General features: G+C 67.1%; 15 protein-coding genes, 1 tRNA gene and 1 other RNA gene. 5 read left to right on the top strand and 12 right to left on the bottom strand.

What is annotated here, in order from left to right; genetic code table 11:
* Positions 1-5: 5 nt before the first annotated feature.
* Together aceF and aceE are read right to left on the bottom strand one after the other, a co-directional pair.
* A complete protein-coding gene (gene aceF, locus F572_RS0101000; protein ID WP_081601980.1) occupies positions 6-1415 on the bottom strand; it encodes a dihydrolipoyllysine-residue acetyltransferase in 1410 nt (469 codons plus the stop codon).
* Entirely contained in the window at positions 1360-4023 is a 2664-nt protein-coding gene (gene aceE / locus F572_RS0100995) for a pyruvate dehydrogenase (acetyl-transferring), homodimeric type (RefSeq protein ID WP_017940667.1), read from the bottom strand. Before aceE ends, aceF begins: the two co-directional genes overlap by 56 nt.
* Positions 4024-4295: 272 nt before the next feature.
* Between aceE and rnt the strand changes: the two genes are divergently transcribed.
* On the top strand, positions 4296-4982 hold the full coding sequence (gene rnt / locus F572_RS0100990; RefSeq protein ID WP_017940668.1) for a ribonuclease T: 687 nt from the start codon (positions 4296-4298) through the stop codon (positions 4980-4982).
* Positions 4983-5338: 356 nt separating this feature from the next.
* Here rnt and grxD read toward each other — a convergent pair whose 3' ends face one another.
* From grxD to F572_RS0100940, 10 genes are all read right to left on the bottom strand, one after another.
* A complete protein-coding gene (grxD, locus tag F572_RS0100985) occupies positions 5339-5668 on the bottom strand; it encodes a Grx4 family monothiol glutaredoxin (protein ID WP_017940669.1) in 330 nt (109 codons plus the stop codon).
* 81 nt (positions 5669-5749) lie between these two features.
* Complete coding sequence (gene ychF, locus F572_RS0100980) at positions 5750-6844, bottom strand: redox-regulated ATPase YchF (protein ID WP_017940670.1); 1095 nt, start codon at positions 6842-6844, stop codon at positions 5750-5752.
* Entirely contained in the window at positions 6841-7473 is a 633-nt protein-coding gene (pth, locus tag F572_RS0100975; protein ID WP_017940671.1) for an aminoacyl-tRNA hydrolase, read from the bottom strand. The genes ychF and pth overlap by 4 nt, the downstream gene beginning before the upstream one ends.
* 24 nt (positions 7474-7497) lie before the next feature.
* Entirely contained in the window at positions 7498-8205 is a 708-nt protein-coding gene (locus F572_RS0100970) for a 50S ribosomal protein L25/general stress protein Ctc (RefSeq protein WP_026142892.1), read from the bottom strand.
* 123 nt (positions 8206-8328) lie between these two features.
* Positions 8329-9267, bottom strand: coding sequence for a ribose-phosphate diphosphokinase (locus tag F572_RS0100965; RefSeq protein ID WP_196793993.1), 939 nt, complete (start codon positions 9265-9267; stop codon positions 8329-8331).
* 144 nt (positions 9268-9411) lie between these two features.
* A non-coding RNA gene (locus F572_RS14915) (RtT sRNA) lies at positions 9412-9535 on the bottom strand.
* 31 nt (positions 9536-9566) lie between these two features.
* A tRNA-Gln gene (locus tag F572_RS0100960) sits at positions 9567-9641 on the bottom strand.
* A 231-nt stretch (positions 9642-9872) separates the two neighbouring features.
* Complete coding sequence (ispE, locus tag F572_RS0100950) at positions 9873-10760, bottom strand: 4-(cytidine 5'-diphospho)-2-C-methyl-D-erythritol kinase (RefSeq protein ID WP_017940674.1); 888 nt, start codon at positions 10758-10760, stop codon at positions 9873-9875.
* A complete protein-coding gene (lolB, locus tag F572_RS0100945; protein ID WP_026142893.1) occupies positions 10757-11419 on the bottom strand; it encodes a lipoprotein insertase outer membrane protein LolB in 663 nt (220 codons plus the stop codon). Before lolB ends, ispE begins: the two co-directional genes overlap by 4 nt.
* Positions 11416-13161, bottom strand: a complete 1746-nt coding sequence (locus F572_RS0100940; protein ID WP_017940676.1) for a tetratricopeptide repeat protein — start codon at positions 13159-13161, stop codon at positions 11416-11418. The genes lolB and F572_RS0100940 overlap by 4 nt, the downstream gene beginning before the upstream one ends.
* A 432-nt stretch (positions 13162-13593) precedes the next feature.
* Here F572_RS0100940 and hemA point away from each other — a divergent pair, with 432 nt between their 5' ends.
* The 4 genes from hemA to F572_RS14660 form a co-directional block, all read left to right on the top strand.
* Positions 13594-14892, top strand: a complete 1299-nt coding sequence (gene hemA / locus F572_RS0100935; RefSeq protein WP_017940677.1) for a glutamyl-tRNA reductase — start codon at positions 13594-13596, stop codon at positions 14890-14892.
* Positions 14889-15974 (top strand): peptide chain release factor 1, encoded by a 1086-nt coding sequence (prfA, locus tag F572_RS0100930; RefSeq protein WP_017940678.1) that lies wholly within the window; start codon positions 14889-14891, stop codon positions 15972-15974. Before hemA ends, prfA begins: the two co-directional genes overlap by 4 nt.
* A complete protein-coding gene (gene prmC, locus F572_RS0100925; protein WP_017940679.1) occupies positions 15974-16882 on the top strand; it encodes a peptide chain release factor N(5)-glutamine methyltransferase in 909 nt (302 codons plus the stop codon). The genes prfA and prmC overlap by 1 nt, the downstream gene beginning before the upstream one ends.
* A gap of 28 nt (positions 16883-16910) precedes the next feature.
* Positions 16911-17121 (top strand): transposase (locus tag F572_RS14660; protein ID WP_038033888.1); only part of this gene is annotated, 211 nt, incomplete at its 3' end.

The following is a 17121-nucleotide window of genomic DNA, read 5'->3' as shown; positions in this document are numbered from 1 at the left end:
TGCGATTACAGAAGCATGCGGCGCATGTCGGACAGCAATGCGCTCAGCGTGGTGGCGAAGCGGGCGCCCAGGGCGCCGTCGATCACCCGGTGATCGTACGACAGCGCCAGCGGCAGGATCAGGCGCGGCTCGAACTCCTTGCCGTTCCACACCGGCTTCATGCTGGAGCGCGACACGCCGAGGATCGCGACCTCGGGGGCATTCACGATCGGGGTGAACTGGGTCCCGCCGATCCCGCCGAGGCTGGAGATGGTCAGGCAGCCGCCCTGCATGTCCGCCGGCTTGAGCTTCTTGTCGCGGGCGCGCTGGGACAGGTCCATCAGCTCCGAGGCGATGTCCACCAGGCTCTTGCGGTCGACATCGCGCACCACCGGGACGACCAGGCCGTCCGGCGTGTCCACCGCAATGCCGAGGTTGTAGTACTGCTTCAGGATCAGGTTCTCGCCGGTCGCATCCAGCGAGGCATTGAAGCGCGGGTACTGCTTGAGGGCGGAGACCACCGCCTTCATCAGGAACGGCAGGAAGGTGACCTTCACGCCCTTCTTCTCGTACTCGGCCTTCAGCGACTTGCGGAAGTCTTCCAGCTCGGTGATGTCGGCCTCGTCGAACTGCGTCACGTGCGGGACGGTGACCCAGTTGCGGTGCAGGTTCTTGCCGGTGAGCTTGTTGATCTTCGAAAGCGGCTGGGTCTCGATCGGGCCGAACTCGGAGAAGTCGATCTCCGGCATCGGCTCCACGCCCAGGCCGCCGCCCGCACCCTGGCTCAGCGCGCGCTTGACGAAGCCCTGCACGTCCTCGCGCAGGATGCGCCCCTTGCGCCCGGAACCCTCGACCTTGCTCAGGTCCACGCCCAGCTCGCGGGCGAACTTGCGCACCACCGGCGAGGCGTGGGCCTTGCGGAAGGCCGATTCGTCGCGGATGTGTTCGGTGGGCGACGGGCGCGGGTCGGCCCGGTCGGCGGCCTTCGGTGCCTCGGACGGCTGCGGCTTCTCGGCCGCGGCGGCCGGCTCGTCCGGGGCCTCCGCGGAAGACGGCGCTTCCTGCTTCGGCTCCTCGTCCCTGGCGGAGGTGTCCTCGGCGGCGCCCTCGTCGGAGGGCTCCAGCTCCAGGATCGGGTCGCCCTCGTTGACGCGATCGCCGGCCTTCACCTTCAGTGCCTTCACCGTCCCGCCCTGGGGGGCCGGAATCTCGATGGAGGCCTTGTCCGATTCCAGCGTGATCAGCGGGTCCTCGGGGGCGATGGTGTCCCCGGGGCTGACGATCACCTCGATGATCTCGACGTCCTTGAAATCACCGATGTCCGGCACGTGCACGGTAGTCGTGTTGCTCATGTCTGCTCCTGCCTCGGTACCGGCGGCCTCAGGCCTGCAAGGGGTTGGGCCGTTTGACGTCGATCTCGTACTTCTTGATCGCATCACTCACGGTCTTGACCTCGACGGTCCCGGCGTCGGCCAGGGCCTTCAGGGCCGTGACCGCGATATGGTAGCGATCCACCTCGAAGTGGCGACGCAGCGCGGCGCGGGTATCCGAACGGCCGAAGCCGTCGGTGCCCAGCACGCGGTAGTCGGCCGGCACGAAGGCGCGGATCTGGTCGGGGTAGGCCTGGACATAGTCGGTCGCGGCCACCACCGGGGCGTCGGAACCCCCGAGGCATTCCTCGACCCAGGACTTGCGCGGCTTGGCCTCCGGGTTCAGGCGGGCGTGGCGCTCGGCATCGCGGCCGTCGCGGGCCAGTTCGTTGAAGCTGGTCGCGCTCCAGACTTCGGCGGCCACGCCGAAGTCCTTGTCCAGCAGCTCGGCGGCGGCAATGGCCTCGCGCAGGATGGTGCCGGACCCCAGCAGGCGCACCTTCTTTTTCTTCCGCCCGCCAGCCTGCAGGCGATACAGGCCTCGACGGATGCCTTCCTCGGCACCCTTCGGCATGGCCGGCTGCGGGTAGTTCTCGTTCATCACGGTGATGTAGTAGAAGACGCTTTGCTGCTCCGCGTACATACGGCGCATGCCGTCCTGAACGATCACCGCCAGTTCAAAGGCGAAGGTCGGATCGTAGGCGATGCAGTTGGGCACGTTGGCGGCCATCATCAGGCTGTGGCCATCGTCGTGCTGCAGGCCCTCGCCGGCCAGTGTGGTGCGTCCGGCGGTCGCGCCCATCAGGAAACCGCGGGCACGCATGTCGCCGGCGGCCCAGATCAGGTCGCCGACGCGCTGGAACCCGAACATCGAATAGAAGATGTAGAACGGCACCATTGCCACGCCGTGCGTGGAGTAGGAGGTCGCGGCCGCGATCCAGGAGGACATGGAGCCGGCCTCGTTGATCCCCTCTTCCAGGATCTGGCCCTTCTTGTCCTCCTTGTAGTACATCACCTGTTCCTTGTCCTGCGGCTCGTAGAGCTGGCCAACCGAGGAATAGATCCCCAACTGGCGGAACAGGCCTTCCATGCCGAAGGTGCGTGCCTCGTCGGGCACGATCGGGACGATGTTCTTGCCGATCTTCTTGTCGCGTGCGAGCAGCGTCAGCAGGCGCACGAAGGCCATGGTGGTGGACATCTCGCGCTCGCCGGAGGCCTCCAGCAAACCATTGAAGGCGTCCAGGCCGGGCACTTCGAGCGGGGTAGCCAGCGGCCGACGCACGGGCAGATGACCGCCCAGGTCATTGCGCCGCGCGTTCATGTATTTCATCTCCTCGGAGTCGGGGTCCGGCTTGATGTATTCGGCCTTCTCCACCTGCTCGTCGGACAGCGGGATGTTGAAGCGGTCGCGGAACTGCTTCATGTCGTCCGCGTCCATCTTCTTCTGGCTGTGGGTGCGGTTCTGGGCCTCGCCCGCAGCCCCCATGCCGTAGCCCTTCACGGTGTGCGCGAGGATCACGGTCGGCTGACCCTGGTGCTCGACCGCCGCCTTGTAAGCCGCATAGACCTTGACCGGGTCATGGCCACCGCGGTTGAGGCGCCAGATGTCCTCGTCGGACATGTTGGCCACCATGCGCTTGAGCTCGGGGTACTTGCCGAAGAAGTGCTCGCGCACGTAGGCGCCGTCATTCGCCTTGTAATTCTGGAAGTCGCCGTCGACCGCCTCCATCATGCGTTTTTGCAGCAGCCCGTCGGTGTCTCGGGCCAGCAGCGGGTCCCAGTAGCGGCCCCACAGCACCTTGACCACGTTCCAGCCAGCGCCGCGGAAGATCGCCTCCAGCTCCTGCACGATCTTGCCGTTGCCGCGCACCGGGCCGTCCAGGCGCTGCAGGTTGCAGTTCACCACCCAGGTCAGGTTGTCGAGCTTCTCGCGCGAGGCCAGGGTGATCGCACCCAGGGTCTCCGGCTCGTCCACCTCGCCGTCGCCGACGAAGCTCCAGACGCGGCGGTTCTTGGTCTGCGCCAGGCCGCGATCCTGCAGGTAGCGCATGAAGCGCGCCTGGTAGATGCTCATGATCGGACCGAGGCCCATGGACACGGTCGGGAACTGCCAGAAGTCCGGCATCAGCCAGGGGTGCGGATAGGACGAAAGCCCCCTGCCGTCGACCTCGCGACGGAAGTGGTCCAGCTGCTCCTCGGTCAGGCGGCCCTCCATGAAGGCACGGGCGTAGATGCCCGGCGAGGAATGCCCTTGGGCAAACAGCAGATCGCCCCCGTGATCGTGCGAAGGGGCATGCCAGAAGTGGTTGAAGCCGACGTCGTACAGCGTCGCGGCGGAGGCGAAGGTCGCGATATGCCCACCCAGTTCGGACGATGCACGATTGGCCTTGACCACCATCGCCATCGCGTTCCAGCGGATATAGGAACGGATGCGATGCTCCACCGCGCCATCCCCCGGATACTCGGGTTCCAGGTGCGTGGGGATGGTGTTCACATAGGCGGTATTGGCGGAGTACGGCAGGTAGGCCCCGCTGCGGCGCGCCTTGTCGACCAGGCGCTCGAGGAGGGCATGCGCCCGCTCGGGGCCATCCGTCTCCAGCACGGAGGCCAGGGCGTCGATCCACTCCTGGGTCTCTTGCGGGTCGATATCGTGTTCGGTCGCGTTCGGGTCCATGCTCTACCCCTGAAAACGGGTTGGGAATCGGGTTGCCACGACGGGGCCGGACCACCGGGCGGTCGGGCATTTGCTACCATGCGCCGGTGTCGGGCGGGCATAAAAGGCGCAAGTATCCCGACTGTGCCGCCAACAGGTCAAGCGAAAGCCTTCTATGGCGCCGAACGTCGGCAAAATATGCGGAAAAATCCGCAAACACCGCGAAAGCCTTCCGATGCGCCCGTAACGACTCCAAAACCCGCGAAACACCCCCATCGAGATCGAGCAAAACCATGGCCGAACCCGTCCAGCTGGACCCGCAGCACCGCCCAATGGCGAACCGTTTCCGCGGCTTTTTGCCGGTGGTGGTGGACGTGGAGACGGGGGGCTTCGACTGCCGCCGCCATGCGCTCCTGCAAGTGGCCGCGGTGTTTCTGCGCCGGGACGAGCAGGACCATCTCGTGCGCGATCGCACGGTGAGTCTGCATGTGCGTCCCTATGAAGGCTCGGAGATGGACCCGAAGTCCCTGGAAGTGAACGGCATCGACCCGTACCACCCGCTGCGGGCCGCCTGGCCGGAGGATCAGGCGATGGGGAAGCTGTTCAGCGAGGTCCGCCGTGAAGTGAAGGTCAACCACTGCAAGCGCGCGATCCTGGTCGGACACAATGCGCACTTCGACCTTGGCTTCGTGCATACCGCGGCCGAACGCTGCGGGATCAAGCGTAACCCGTTCCACCCGTTCAGCAGCCTGGACACGGTGTCGCTCTCGGCACTGGCCTTTGGGCAGACGGTGCTGGCACGTGCGGCCGACGCCGCGGGGATTGGCTGGGATACCGAGTCCGCCCACAGCGCCGCGTTCGACGCGGAAAAGACGGCGGACATCTTCTGCCAGATCGCCAACCGCTGGCAGGACGGGATCGGCGTGCCGCAGCCAGCACTACGCCTGCCCGACCCGGAAGAACTTCCGCCCGGGAGCTGACACACAACACACGCCCTGCGAACCCTCACAGATCGCCACGGCGCTGCGCGCCTCGCGATGACCCAACCCTCAGCCCCGTCATTGCGAACCCCGCAGGGGTGAAGCAATCTCCCACCGTCGGCACCGCTCGGGGCGCGTCGATGCTTCGGGAGATCGCCACGCCCCTGCGGGGCTCGCGATGACCAACCCTCTCCAGTCATTGCGAACTCCGCAGGGGTGACGCAATCTCCCGGACACGGCCACGACGGCGGGAATCCGGGGGCACATCAGGAGATCACCACGATCCCTTGCTGGGCCTCGCGGATGACGGTTTTGGTTGGGCGGCAGCCCCTAGGGCTGCCGCCCACCTCCATGCTTTAACTCGCGGCGCGCTTGGCGTGGGCCTCGTCGACCATCTTCTTCAGCTCGCCACTCTCGAACATCTCGAGGGTGATATCGCAGCCGCCGATCAGCTCGCCGTCGATGTAGACCTGCGGGAAGGTCGGCCAGTCGGCGAAGCGCGGCAGATTCTGCATGACCTCCTGGTCCGCGATCACGTTCACGTAGCCGAATTCCTGGTCGCAGCGCTTCAGCGCCTCGACCGCACGGCTGGAGAAGCCGCACATGGGGAACTGCGGGGTGCCCTTCATGAAGATCACCACCGGGTTGTCTTCCACCTGCTGGCGAATCCGATCCATTACATCCATTGCTGTACTCCCGAAATTTGTTGCCACGAATCGCGCTTCGATCACCCGAAAGCGCTCGCGGCCAATTACCTAGCGTGACGCTCAGACATTAAAGCGGAAATGTACCACGTCACCTTCTTTCAACAAGTATTCCTTGCCCTCGAGGCGCCATTTCCCCGCATCCTTTGCGCCCTGTTCGCCATTGTGCTCGACGAAGTCCTCGTACCCCACCACCTCGGCGCGGATAAAGCCGCGTTCGAAATCGGTGTGAATCACCCCGGCACCCTGCGGCGCGGTGGAGCCCTGGCGCACAGTCCAGGCCCGCACCTCCTTCTCGCCGGCGGTAAAGAAGGTCTGAAGCTCCAGCAGGCGATAGGCCGTACGGATCACGCGATCCAGCCCCGGCTCGTCGAGCCCGAGATCGGCGATAAATTCCGCCCGCTCCTCGGGATCCAGCACCGCGATCTCGGCTTCGATCGCGGCACAGACACTGACCACTTCGGCACCCTCTTCGGCGGCTTTCGCCCGCACCGACGCGACCATCTCGTTGCCATCGACCAACGAGGCTTCGTCCACGTTGGCGATGTACATCATCGGCTTGATCGTCAGCAGATGCAGGTCGTACAGCAGCCGCCGCTCATCCTCGTCGAGATCCTGGGCCCGCGCGGGGATGCCCTGATCCAGACCGGCCGCCACCTTCTCGGCGGCCTTCAGCTGCGCGATCGCGGTCTTGTCCTGCGACTTGGCCGCGCGCGCCAGGCGATTGAGCGCCTTGTTGGTCGTCTCCAGGTCCGCCAGCATCAACTCGGTGCTGATGGTCTCGATATCGGAGATCGGATCCACCTTGCCGGCGACATGCACGATGTCGTCATCCTCGAAACAACGCACGACCTGGGCGATCGCGTCGGTCTCGCGGATATGTGCCAGGAACTGGTTACCCAGACCCTCGCCCTGCGCGGCCCCGGCCACCAGCCCGGCGATGTCCACGAACTCGACCGTGGTCGGCAGCGTGCGCTGCGGCTTCACGATCTCGCTCAGCCGTGTCAGGCGCGGATCCGGAACCTCCACCACGCCCACATTCGGGTCGATGGTGCAGAAGGGATAGTTCTCCGCGGCGATCTCCGCGCGCGTGAGGGCATTGAACAGGGTGGACTTGCCGACATTCGGCAGGCCCACGATCCCGCATTTCAAACTCATCGGGCTTCCTCGGGGTTCTTGGGGCCGGCGGCCGCCTTCGACCCGCCGCCATGCAGATTGCGCACCGCCTCGTCCCAGCGCCCGGCCACCAGCGCCGGGACCTGGTCCAGGGCCGTGTCGATGCCCTCCTCGATGGCCTGCGTATCGGCCTTGCCGGGACGATCCAGCACAAAGGGCACCACGTCGTCGCGGTGCCCCGGGTGGCCGATGCCGACCCGGAGACGGGCATAGTTCGGGCCGCCCAGGTGCCGGTGCAGGTCCCGCAGGCCGTTGTGACCACCATGCCCGCCGCCCAGCTTCAGCCGCACCACGCCCGGATCGAGATCCAGTTCGTCATGGACGATCAGGATGGCCTCGGGGGGGATACGGTAGAAATCGGCGCACTTGCGCACCGGCAGACCGCTCTTGTTCATGAAGCTCATGGGCTTGAGCAGCCAGCAGTCGCCCTCGGGCAGGTTGAGCCGGGCCGCCTCGCCATCGAAGCGACTCTCGGCGCGGAAATCCACGCCATGCCGGCGGGCCAGGGTGTCCACAAACCAGAAACCCGCGTTATGCCGGGTTTCGGCATAACGCGGGCCCGGGTTGCCCAGCCCGACCACCAGACGGATCGGTTCGGGTTGGATCGCCATCGTTCAGGCGGCAAGCCGCAGGGCTTACTCCTTGTCCTCGGACTCCGCCTCGTCGCCGGAGGCCTCTTCGCCACCGGCGGCTTCCTCGCCACCTTCGGCTTCCGCAGCCTCGGCTTCGGCTTCTTCGCCCTCTTCCTCATCGGTCTTGGCCGCACGCGGCAGCACTACGCTGACCACGGCATAGTCGTAGTCCTCGCCATGCATCAGGGCCACGCTCTGCACGCCTTCCGGCAGTTTGAGCTCGGAGATGTGCAGGGTGTCACCGACATCCATCTCGAGCACGTCGATATCGATGGCCTCGGGCAGGTTGCCCGGCAGACACTCGACCTCGAGCTCGTTGATCATGCGGCTGACCATGCCGCCGCCCAGCTTGACGCCCTTGGCCTCTTCCTCGTTGTGGAAGTGCAGCGGCACGCTGACGCGGATCGGCTGATTGGCGCTCACGCGCATCAGGTCTACGTGGTAGATGGTCGGCTTGAACGGATGGCGCTGCACATCGCGCAGGATCGCCTTCTCGGTCTTGCCGTCCAGCTTGACGCTCAGGATGTGCGAGTAGAACGCGTCTTCCTTGAGGTTGTGGACCATCGCGTTGTGATCCAGCGTGATCGCCACGGCGTCCTTGTCCGCTCCGTACAGGATGGCGGGCAGCTTGCCGGCGCGACGCAGGCGGCGGCTCGCACTCGAACCCTGTTCGTCACGCTTCTCGGCTTCAATGGTAAAGCTCATGCTCATTGCTACAGTCTCCAAAATGAAAGGCGCTTCACCCGAAGCGCCCTGAACACACCCCGCCCGCGACCAGGCGGGGCGCTGAAGGGAGGCAGAGCCTCCCGAAATCTTCCGGCTAGTTCAAGACGTCTAGTCCATGAACAGCGAACTGACGGATTCCTCGCGGTTGATGCGGCGGATCGTCTCCGCAAGCATCTCCGCCACCGACAACTGGCGGATCTTTTCGCAACCCTGTGCGTTGGGCTGCAGGGCCAGGGTGTCGGTCACTACCAACTCGTCAAGCGCCGAACCGTTTATGTTATCAATTGCCGCGCCGGAAAGCACGGGGTGCGTGGCATAGGCCATCACCGAATGGGCCCCGTGTTCCTTCAGGGCCTTGGCCGCCTGGCACAGCGTGCCGGCGGTATCCACCAGGTCGTCGATGATGATGCAGGACTTGCCGCGCACGTCGCCGATGATGTGCATCACCTCGGACTCGTTCGCGCGCGGGCGGCGCTTGTCGATGATCGCCAGGTCGGCGTCATCCAGACGCTTGGCGATCGCGCGAGCGCGCACCACCCCGCCGACGTCCGGCGACACCACGGTCAGATCACCCGAGACATGCCGCCAGACATCGCCCAGCAGCACCGGCGAGGCGTAGATATTGTCCACCGGGACGTTGAAGAAGCCCTGCACCTGGTCGGCATGCACGTCGATCGTCAGCACACGGTCCGCCCCGACCGCCTCGATCATGTTCGCGACCACCTTGGCCGAGATCGGCACCCGCGCCGAGCGCACGCGGCGATCCTGGCGGGCATAACCGAAGTACGGGATCACCGTGGTGATGCGACCGGCCGAGGCGCGGCGCAGCGCATCCACCATGATCACCAGTTCCATGATGTTTTCGTTGGTCGGCTGCCCGGTCGGCTGGATCAGGAACACGTCGCGGCCGCGAACGTTCTCCAGTAGTTCGACCTGCACCTCGCCATCGCTGAAACGCCCGACGATAGCCTTGCCCATCGGCAACCCCAGGTGCTCGGCAACGGCCTGGGCGAGACGCGGGTTCGCATTGCCCGCGAAGATCATCATGCGATTCTTGTCGACCACGGTTCGTCCCGGTCTGGATGGAGTGGAGCGGGCTGCGATCTCGCCCGGGCTCCAGTATAGCCCCCGGCGCGGGGCCGGGGTCCTGATGGTTTTGCCTCGCGCCATACTCGGGCGCGGGGCCGGTGTTGGCTGGGCCGGCAGGATGATGGCGCTGCGCGCCACCCTTCGGGCGCCACCTGCGGTGGCGTGCTCTCGCGGCTGTGCCGCTCGAGTCGCACCCGGTTCTCATCCTGCCGTCCCGGCAGTGGGTGACCCGCGCACGCGGCGCGAGTCTGGTTGTATGGCTGGGCCGGCAGGATTCGAACCTGCGCATGGCGGGATCAAAACCCGCTGCCTTACCGCTTGGCTACGGCCCAATATCTCGCTGGACTCTATTGTACTGCCTGACCGGCACCGTGCCCGGTCCATCCCGCGGATCGGCGTTGCCGATCCGGGCCGGCAGGATGATGGCGCTACGCGCCACCCTTCGGGCCGTCACCTTCGGCGACGGTCGGTCGCGGCTGCGCCGCTCGCGTCGAACCTGGCGCTTAGCGGGATCAAAACCCGCTGCCTTACCGCTTGGCTACGGCCCAATATCTCGCTGGACTCTATTGCGCTTCGATGCCGGCACCGCTCGGCGGCAGCCAGGCTTGCAGGGGCGACGCGTTGACCAGCGTCGTCACCCAGCTCTGCCAGGGGGCCGGCTGTACGGACTGTGCCGCCCGGGCCGCACTTTCGTCGGGGAACACCCCGAACAGGCAACCGCCACTACCGCTCAGGTGGGCCTGTGGCGTCTGCCCCTTCAGCCAGACCAGCGCCCGATCAACCTCCGGATAGCGCGCCCGAACCACCGGTTCGAACACGTTAACGAACCCCCCGGCGTCGATTGCGGACGAAATTGTCTCGGTGGGGCAGTCGCGTGTCAATTCCGGAGCCCCGAACATCGCGCCGGTCGCCACCGAAACGCCGGGGTCGACCAGCAGGACCCAGCCCGTATCCGGGCCCACGGGCGTCAGGCGTTCGCCAACCCCTTCGGCCCAGGCGGCGTGCCCGCTCACAAACACCGGCACATCGGCCCCCAGCTCCAGCCCGATCGAAGCCAACTGCTCGACGGTGCACCCCAGACCAAAAAGAAAATTCAGCGCCACCAGCGTGGTAGCGGCATCCGAGCTGCCGCCACCCAAGCCGCCTCCCACCGGGATTCGCTTGTCGAGGTGGACGCGTACGCCAAACGGCCACTCCGCCACCTCGGCCAGACGCCGGGCCGCGCGCAGGCAGAGGTTGTCGCCCCCGTCGATGGCCGGGCCGGCCATCTCGAAACACCCCGCGGGCAACGGTTCAAAGCGCAGCGCGTCCTCCAGCCCGAGAAACTGGAACACCGTCTGCAGCTCGTGATAGCCGTCCGCCCGGCGGCCGGTGATATGCAGGAAGCGGTTGATCTTGGCCGGCGCGGGAAAGGTCGTGTCGAAGGCGTCGGCCGCGGGCGCGGCCGTCACGGCTCCTCACCGCCGAGCTGCCAGCGGCCGATGCGGGCGCGCAGTTCCACTTCTTCACGCTCGAGGACCATGGCGACCGGCATCGACTCGCCTTCGACCTCCTCGAACTCGGTGTACCTGACGTGCCAGCCGGACTGCTGGATCTCCAGCGGGCGCCCGTCCGCGTCGATGTCCAGCTGGTACGAGGCCTCCGGGTGCAGCAGGCCGCGAACCCAGTAGATCATGCCGCTGACCGGGATCGGCTCCCCCAGCACCTGCGCTACCAGTGCATCCGGATCGCGCGCCTGGAAACGCTCGCCAGAGCGGGTCACCAGCAAAGCCCGGCCGCTTTCGGAGAGCGTCAGTCGGCCACCACCACGCCCCATCGGGCCGGACAGGTCGAGGACATGCTGACCTTCCTGCACCCGCCAGTTGAGCTGGGCGGACCAGTACTCCTCCCCGGAGGCCAGCCCCAGGCGCGCCACCAGTCGCCAGCGCTCCAGCGCCGCAAGCCGGTCACTGCGCTCCTCGAAGGCCGCCTCGGCCGCCGGCGTGGTGTCCGCCTCGGGCAGGGGCGCGGCACACCCCCCGAGCAGCAGGCCAAGGCCGACCAGCAGGCCGGCCAGCCAGGCCCCGCCCGGGGCCCGCCCCGGCGTCCACATCATCCCCGGCCGCTTCATTCGATCAGGTCGTCGCGGACCCGCTGCAGGCGCTCGTGGTCGGGCTCGCGCTCCAGTGCGGCCTCGAGGATCTCCCGCGCCTCGGAGCGCTGGCCGCGCTCCCACAGGACCACCGCGAGGTTGCTGGCGATCTCGCCGTCATCCGAAAGCGAATAGGCGCGGCGCAGCTGGGTCTCGGCCTCCTCCAGCCGGCCCAGGCGATACAGCACCCAGCCGTAGCTGTCGATGATGGCGGCATCGTCCGGCTCCTGCTCGTAGGCACGCAGGATCAGGTCATAGGCCTCTTCATACCGCTCGGTGCGATCCGCGAGGGTGTACCCCAGCGCGTTCAGGGCCGCGACGTTCTCGGGATCGGACTCGAGGATCGTGCGGAAATCGGCCTCGGCGGCCGCGATGTCGTCTTCGCGCTCGTGGACCAGACCCCGCAGGTACAGCAGCCGGGTATCCCCGGGGAACTGCACCAGCCCGCGATTCAACCGGGCGCGTGCCTCGGCATAGTCGCCGATCTCGCGCAGTGCGTTCGCCTCCGCCAGATAGGCGCGCCGGGCCAGATCGTCGTCCACGCCCTGCTGCATGGGCTCGAAGAGATCCCGGGCGGCCTCGGCCCCGTCACGCCGAAGGGTCAGGCGCGCACTGCGCAGGCGCGCGTCCTCGGCGTGATCCCCCGCCTCGACGCGGGCGTAGGCCGTCAGGGCGTCGTCCGGCGCCTCGGCCATCTCGTGCAGCCTTCCGAGGTAATACGCAACATCGTTCTCGCGCTCGCCCAGCGCATCCAGGCGCTCAAGATAGTCGCGAGCCGGCCCCAGCTGCTCCGCCTCCAGGTTCATCAGCGCCAGCGTCAGCAGGAGCTGGGTGTCTTCCGGTGCCATCTCCACCAGGCGGTCCATCTCCCGGCGGGCGAAGGCATCGTCTTCCATTTCGGTCAGGACCCGCGCATATCCCAGGCGCGCCTCGCGGCTGTCGGGGTGGGCCTCCACGGTCGCACGCAGGGTCTCGACCGCGGCTTCCTCCTGCCCGGCCTCGCTCTGGGCCCGCGCATGCAGCATCCGCAGTGGCACCGATTCCGGGAAACGTTCGGTGGCCTGTCCGGTGACCGCCAGTACATCCTCTCCGGGCTCGCCAAAACGCAGCGCGGCCTCGGCCTGTACGCGGTGGACCCCCACATCGTCGAGGCGGCGCTCGGCGAGCAGGCGCATGGTCGCCAGCGCCGCGTCATGATCCCGGGCCTGGCCAATCACGGCACCGAGCGTGGCGTAGGGATCTCCACCCTCCACCACCACACGATTCATCAGCGAATCCAGTTGCTCGGCGGCCTGCTCGGCATCGCCCGCATTGATCCGCAACACCGTCGAGATCTGACTGGCATCGATGCTCTCGGGGGCCAGACGCAGCCAGCGATCAGCGGAGCGCTGGGCCTGCTCATGGTCGCGCGCAAAGAGCGCAATCCGGGTCGCCCGCTCGGCGATCGCGGGGTCGTCGCTCAGCAGGGCCGCGGCCCCGTAATAGCGCGCGGCCTCGGCATGCTCCCCGGAGCGCACCGCGATCTCGGCGGCCAGCACACTGAACATCAGCACCGCCTCCGGGTCCTCCGCCTGCATCAACGGAGCCACCGCGGGGCGGTCCAACTCCGGGGCTTCGGAGGCGTCCAGCTGGGTATGCGCGCAGCCCCCCAGGGCGAGCACGACGGTCAGCGCGAGCAGGCTTCGAATCATGTTGTTTCCAATCGAGATCAATACGGGCATATCGGATGGGACGGACCAGGGACCTGCGGGGTTCCATCCCCGCCGGAAGGCGCAGCCGCCAAGGGAAACACTGATTAATGTACACGTTCGCGTTGGCACCCCAGGTTTTCCGAGACAAGGCGCGTCGTGCAGTGGGTAGTGGTTCTACCCGCCCGTTCCTGATTTCTTCGGGGCGCAACGCAGGATCGGGGAACCTGGGGTGCCAACCCCGAAGGGGCCCGGCCGCCCGTTATTGATCAAAAACGGGCGCGCGCACGGCGTTGCGGTCCCCTTGTGCAGAATGACTGCACGGCAGTCACCGCGCCTTGTTCGCACGCAAAAACGATCGAGCGCGAGCGTGTACATTGATCAGTGTTTCCCTAGCCTACAGCACAGTACACTATCGGGAAATTCGGCCACGCGCCCGCGTTTTCCGGCACAATACGCGCCAGCATGCTGTTCACTCTCGGGATCAATCACAAGACGGCACCGGTCGCCATCCGCGAGCGGCTCTCCGTCAACGAGCACGAGCTCGGCGAGGCCCTGCACTCGCTGCGCTCCGGCGTGCTGTTGCCGGAAACCGCGATCCTGTCCACCTGCAACCGTACCGAGGTGTACTTCCGCGAGGGCGACCCGCACAGCGAGCAACGCGTGCTCGACTGGATCGGCGGCTACCACGGCATCGATCGCGACGAACTGAAGCCCTACCTCTACCTGCACCACGACGGCTCCGCCGTGCGCCACACCCTGCGCGTGGCCAGCGGGCTGGACTCCATGGTCCTCGGCGAGCCGCAGATCCTCGGGCAGATGAAGACGGCCTACCAGCACGCCCATGACGCCGGCACGCTGGGGCGCTCGCTGGAACGACTTTTCCAGCACGCCTTCGCCACGGCCAAGGACGTGCGCACCCAGACCGCCATCGGCCAGAGCGCCGTCTCGGTGGCCTTTGCGGCCGTCTCGCTGGCGCGCCAGATCTTCGGTGACCTGAAGCCCCTGACGGCCATGGTCATTGGCGCCGGCGAGACCATCGAACTGGCCCTGCAGCACCTCTCGGGGGGCGGCATCGGCAACGTGATCGTCGCCAACCGTACGGTCGATCGCGCCCGCGCGGTGGCCGGACGCTTCGACGCCGAGGCCATCAGCCTCGACCAGCTCCCCGACCGCATGGCCGACGCCGACATCGTGATCTCCTCTACCGCCGCGCCGCTGCCCATCCTCGGCAAGGGGGCGGTGGAACGCGCCCTGCGCAAGCGGCGCCACAAGCCGATGTTCATGGTGGATATCGCCGTGCCGCGCGACATCGAGCCCGAGGTCGGCCAGCTCGAGGACGTCTACCTCTACACCGTCGATGACCTGCAGGAGGTCATCGACGAGAACATGGCCTCGCGCCAGGCCGCCGCCGAGCAGGCCGAGGAGATCATCACCCAGCGCGCCGGGGAATTCATGCGCTGGCTGCGTGCCCGCGACTCGGTGGACAGCATCCGCCAGCTGCGCCAGCGCGCCGACAGCGTGAAGGCCGAGGCCCTGGCCAAGGCCGAAGCGATGCTTCGCGCCGGCAAGTCGCCGGAAGAGGCGATGCAGCTGCTGGCGCACAGCCTGACCAACAAGCTGATGCACGCCCCCTGCAAGTCGCTGAATACCGCGGCGCACGAGGGCGATGCCCGCCTGCTGGAGGCGGCCCATCGCCTGTTCCAGCTGCCCGCCCCGGAAGACGACCCCGGCGACGATTCCGAATCCGGCGCCCGTTCGTGAAGGCCTCGTTCCGCACCAAGCTCGAGGGCCTGGCCGAGCGCCACGCCGAGATCGCGCACCTGCTCGCCACCCCGGATGCCGCCGAGGACCCGGACCAGCTGCGCCGCCTGTCCCAGGAATACAGCCAGCTGGAGCCGGTCGCCGAGGCCTGGAAGGCCTGGCACGACAACCACGCCGCACTGGAGGAGGCGCGCGCGATGCTCGAGGAGGACGACCCCGAGCTGCGCGCGATGGCGGAGGCCGAGGTCGAGACCCTGACCGAGCAGACCGAGGCCCTGGAGGCCGAGCTCTACCGCCACCTGATCCCGAAGGACCCGCACGACAACGCCAACGTGTTCCTGGAGATCCGCGCCGGGACCGGCGGCGACGAGGCCGCAATCTTCGCCGGCGACCTGCTGCGAATGTACACCCGCTACGCCGAGCAGAAGAACTGGAAGCTGGAGATCCTCAGCGCCAGCGAGGGCGAGCACGGCGGCTACCGCGAGGTCATCGCGCGCTTGGCAGGGCAAGGCGCCTACTCGCGGCTCAAGTTCGAGTCCGGCGCCCATCGCGTGCAGCGCGTGCCCGAAACCGAGTCCCAGGGCCGCATCCACACCTCCGCCGCGACCGTCGCCATCCTGCCGGAGCTGGAAGAGGTCGAGATGCCGGAGATCAACCCGGCCGACCTGCGCGTGGACACCTTTCGCGCCTCCGGTGCCGGCGGCCAGCACATCAACAAGACCGACTCCGCGGTGCGCCTGACCCACCTGCCCACCGGCATCGTGGTCGAATGCCAGGAAGAGCGCTCGCAGCACAAGAACCGCGCCAAGGCCATGACCTACCTGGCCGCGCGGATGTTCGAGGCCGAGCGCGAGGCCCAGGCCGCCGCGCAGAGCGCCGAACGCAAGGGCCTGGTCGGCAGCGGCGACCGATCCGAACGCATCCGCACCTACAACTTCCCGCAGGGCCGGGTAACCGACCACCGCATCAACCTGACCCTGTACAAGCTGGAACAGGTCATGGCCGGCGACCTGGACCCGGTCATCGACCCGCTGATCCACGAATACCAGGCCGAGCAGCTCGCCACCCTCGCCGAAGCCTGATGCCCGCGACTTCGACCCTGGACGCGTTGCTGCAGGAACTGCGCGCCCGCCTGCAGGCCACCGGGATCGAGGCGCCCGGACTGGAGGCCCGCATGCTGCTGGGCGCAGCCACCGGCCTGGACACCGCGCAACTGATCGCCCACGGCACCGACCCCGCCACGGCCGAACAGGCCGCCCGCGCCGACACACTCTGCCAGCGCCGCTGCGCCGGCGAGCCCATGGCCCACATCCTCGGCCGGCGCAGCTTCTGGACACTGGAACTGGGGGTCTCCCCCGCCTGCCTGATCCCGCGCCCCGAAACCGAGCTGCTGGTGGAACAGGCCCTCGCGGCCATTGACAACAGCAGCCACAGGCACCCGAGGGTGCTGGATCTTGGAACCGGGACCGGGGCGATCATTCTGGCACTGAAAGCAGAACGTCCGGCCATCGAGGCCGTCGCCTCCGACCACAGCCTGGAGGCTCTGCGCCAAGCCCGCGCCAACGCGGCCACACTGGGACTCGATGTGGCCTTCCTGCAGGGGGTTTGGCTTAAGCCACTCAAGCCAGGGGGCACGTTCGACGTGATCGTCAGCAACCCGCCCTACATCGCGCCGAACGACCCTCACCTTACCCGCGGCGACCTGCGCTTCGAGCCTCTTTCTGCTTTGGTCGCGGCCGATGTCGGCATGGCGGACCTGCGCACCATCATCCACACCGCCGGCGAGCACATGGCGCCATCCGCCCCACTGCTGCTGGAACACGGCTTCGACCAGGCCCATGCCGTACGTGCGATGTTCGAGGATGCCGGCTACACCGCCATCCGGTCACACATCGACACCGGCGGACACGAACGCATCACAAAGGGTCTCCTGATTAGCGACGAGAGTCAGCCAGGCTCACTGGGTGAGCCACCCCCGGGCGTACGCTGAGGCTACACAGCGAGCGGAGGGTGCCACCATGGCGCAGAATCGGATTCAGTTTCAGCCGGGGATGTCGTTGCCGGCATTCATCGCCCAGTACGGCACCGAGGCCCAGTGCGAGGCGGCGCTGGAACGGGCCCGATGGCCGGACGGCTTCCGCTGCCCGCGTTGCGGGTGCCAAGCCCACTGCGTCCTGCACGGCAGCCCGCGCAAGATGTTTCAGTGCAACGCCTGTCGGCATCAGGCCT

Origin of the sequence: Thioalkalivibrio sp. ALE14 (assembly GCF_000376845.1) — a bacterium.
GTDB lineage: Bacteria > Pseudomonadota > Gammaproteobacteria > Ectothiorhodospirales > Ectothiorhodospiraceae > Thioalkalivibrio.
The sequence above is the reverse complement of the archived record's forward strand: the minus strand, read 5'-3'. Positions and strand labels throughout refer to the sequence as shown.

Bases quoted from the DNA above. Each gene is read 5' to 3' on its own strand.
- prmC (WP_017940679.1), top strand. From the start codon at position 15,974: ATGCCCGCGACTTCGACCCTGGACGCGTTGCTGCAGGAACTGCGCGCC.
- aceF (WP_081601980.1), bottom strand. From the start codon at position 1,415: ATGCGATCAAGAAGTACGAGATCGACGTCAAACGGCCCAACCCCTTGC.
- aceE (WP_017940667.1), bottom strand. From the start codon at position 4,023: ATGGACCCGAACGCGACCGAACACGATATCGACCCGCAAGAGACCCAG.
- ychF (WP_017940670.1), bottom strand. From the start codon at position 6,844: ATGAGTTTGAAATGCGGGATCGTGGGCCTGCCGAATGTCGGCAAGTCC.
- rnt (WP_017940668.1), top strand. From the start codon at position 4,296: ATGGCCGAACCCGTCCAGCTGGACCCGCAGCACCGCCCAATGGCGAAC.
- hemA (WP_017940677.1), top strand. From the start codon at position 13,594: ATGCTGTTCACTCTCGGGATCAATCACAAGACGGCACCGGTCGCCATC.
- F572_RS0100965 (WP_196793993.1), bottom strand. From the start codon at position 9,267: ATGATGATCTTCGCGGGCAATGCGAACCCGCGTCTCGCCCAGGCCGTT.
- lolB (WP_026142893.1), bottom strand. From the start codon at position 11,419: ATGAAGCGGCCGGGGATGATGTGGACGCCGGGGCGGGCCCCGGGCGGG.
- F572_RS0100940 (WP_017940676.1), bottom strand. From the start codon at position 13,161: ATGCCCGTATTGATCTCGATTGGAAACAACATGATTCGAAGCCTGCTC.
- pth (WP_017940671.1), bottom strand. From the start codon at position 7,473: ATGGCGATCCAACCCGAACCGATCCGTCTGGTGGTCGGGCTGGGCAAC.
- grxD (WP_017940669.1), bottom strand. From the start codon at position 5,668: ATGGATGTAATGGATCGGATTCGCCAGCAGGTGGAAGACAACCCGGTG.
- F572_RS0100970 (WP_026142892.1), bottom strand. From the start codon at position 8,205: ATGAGCATGAGCTTTACCATTGAAGCCGAGAAGCGTGACGAACAGGGT.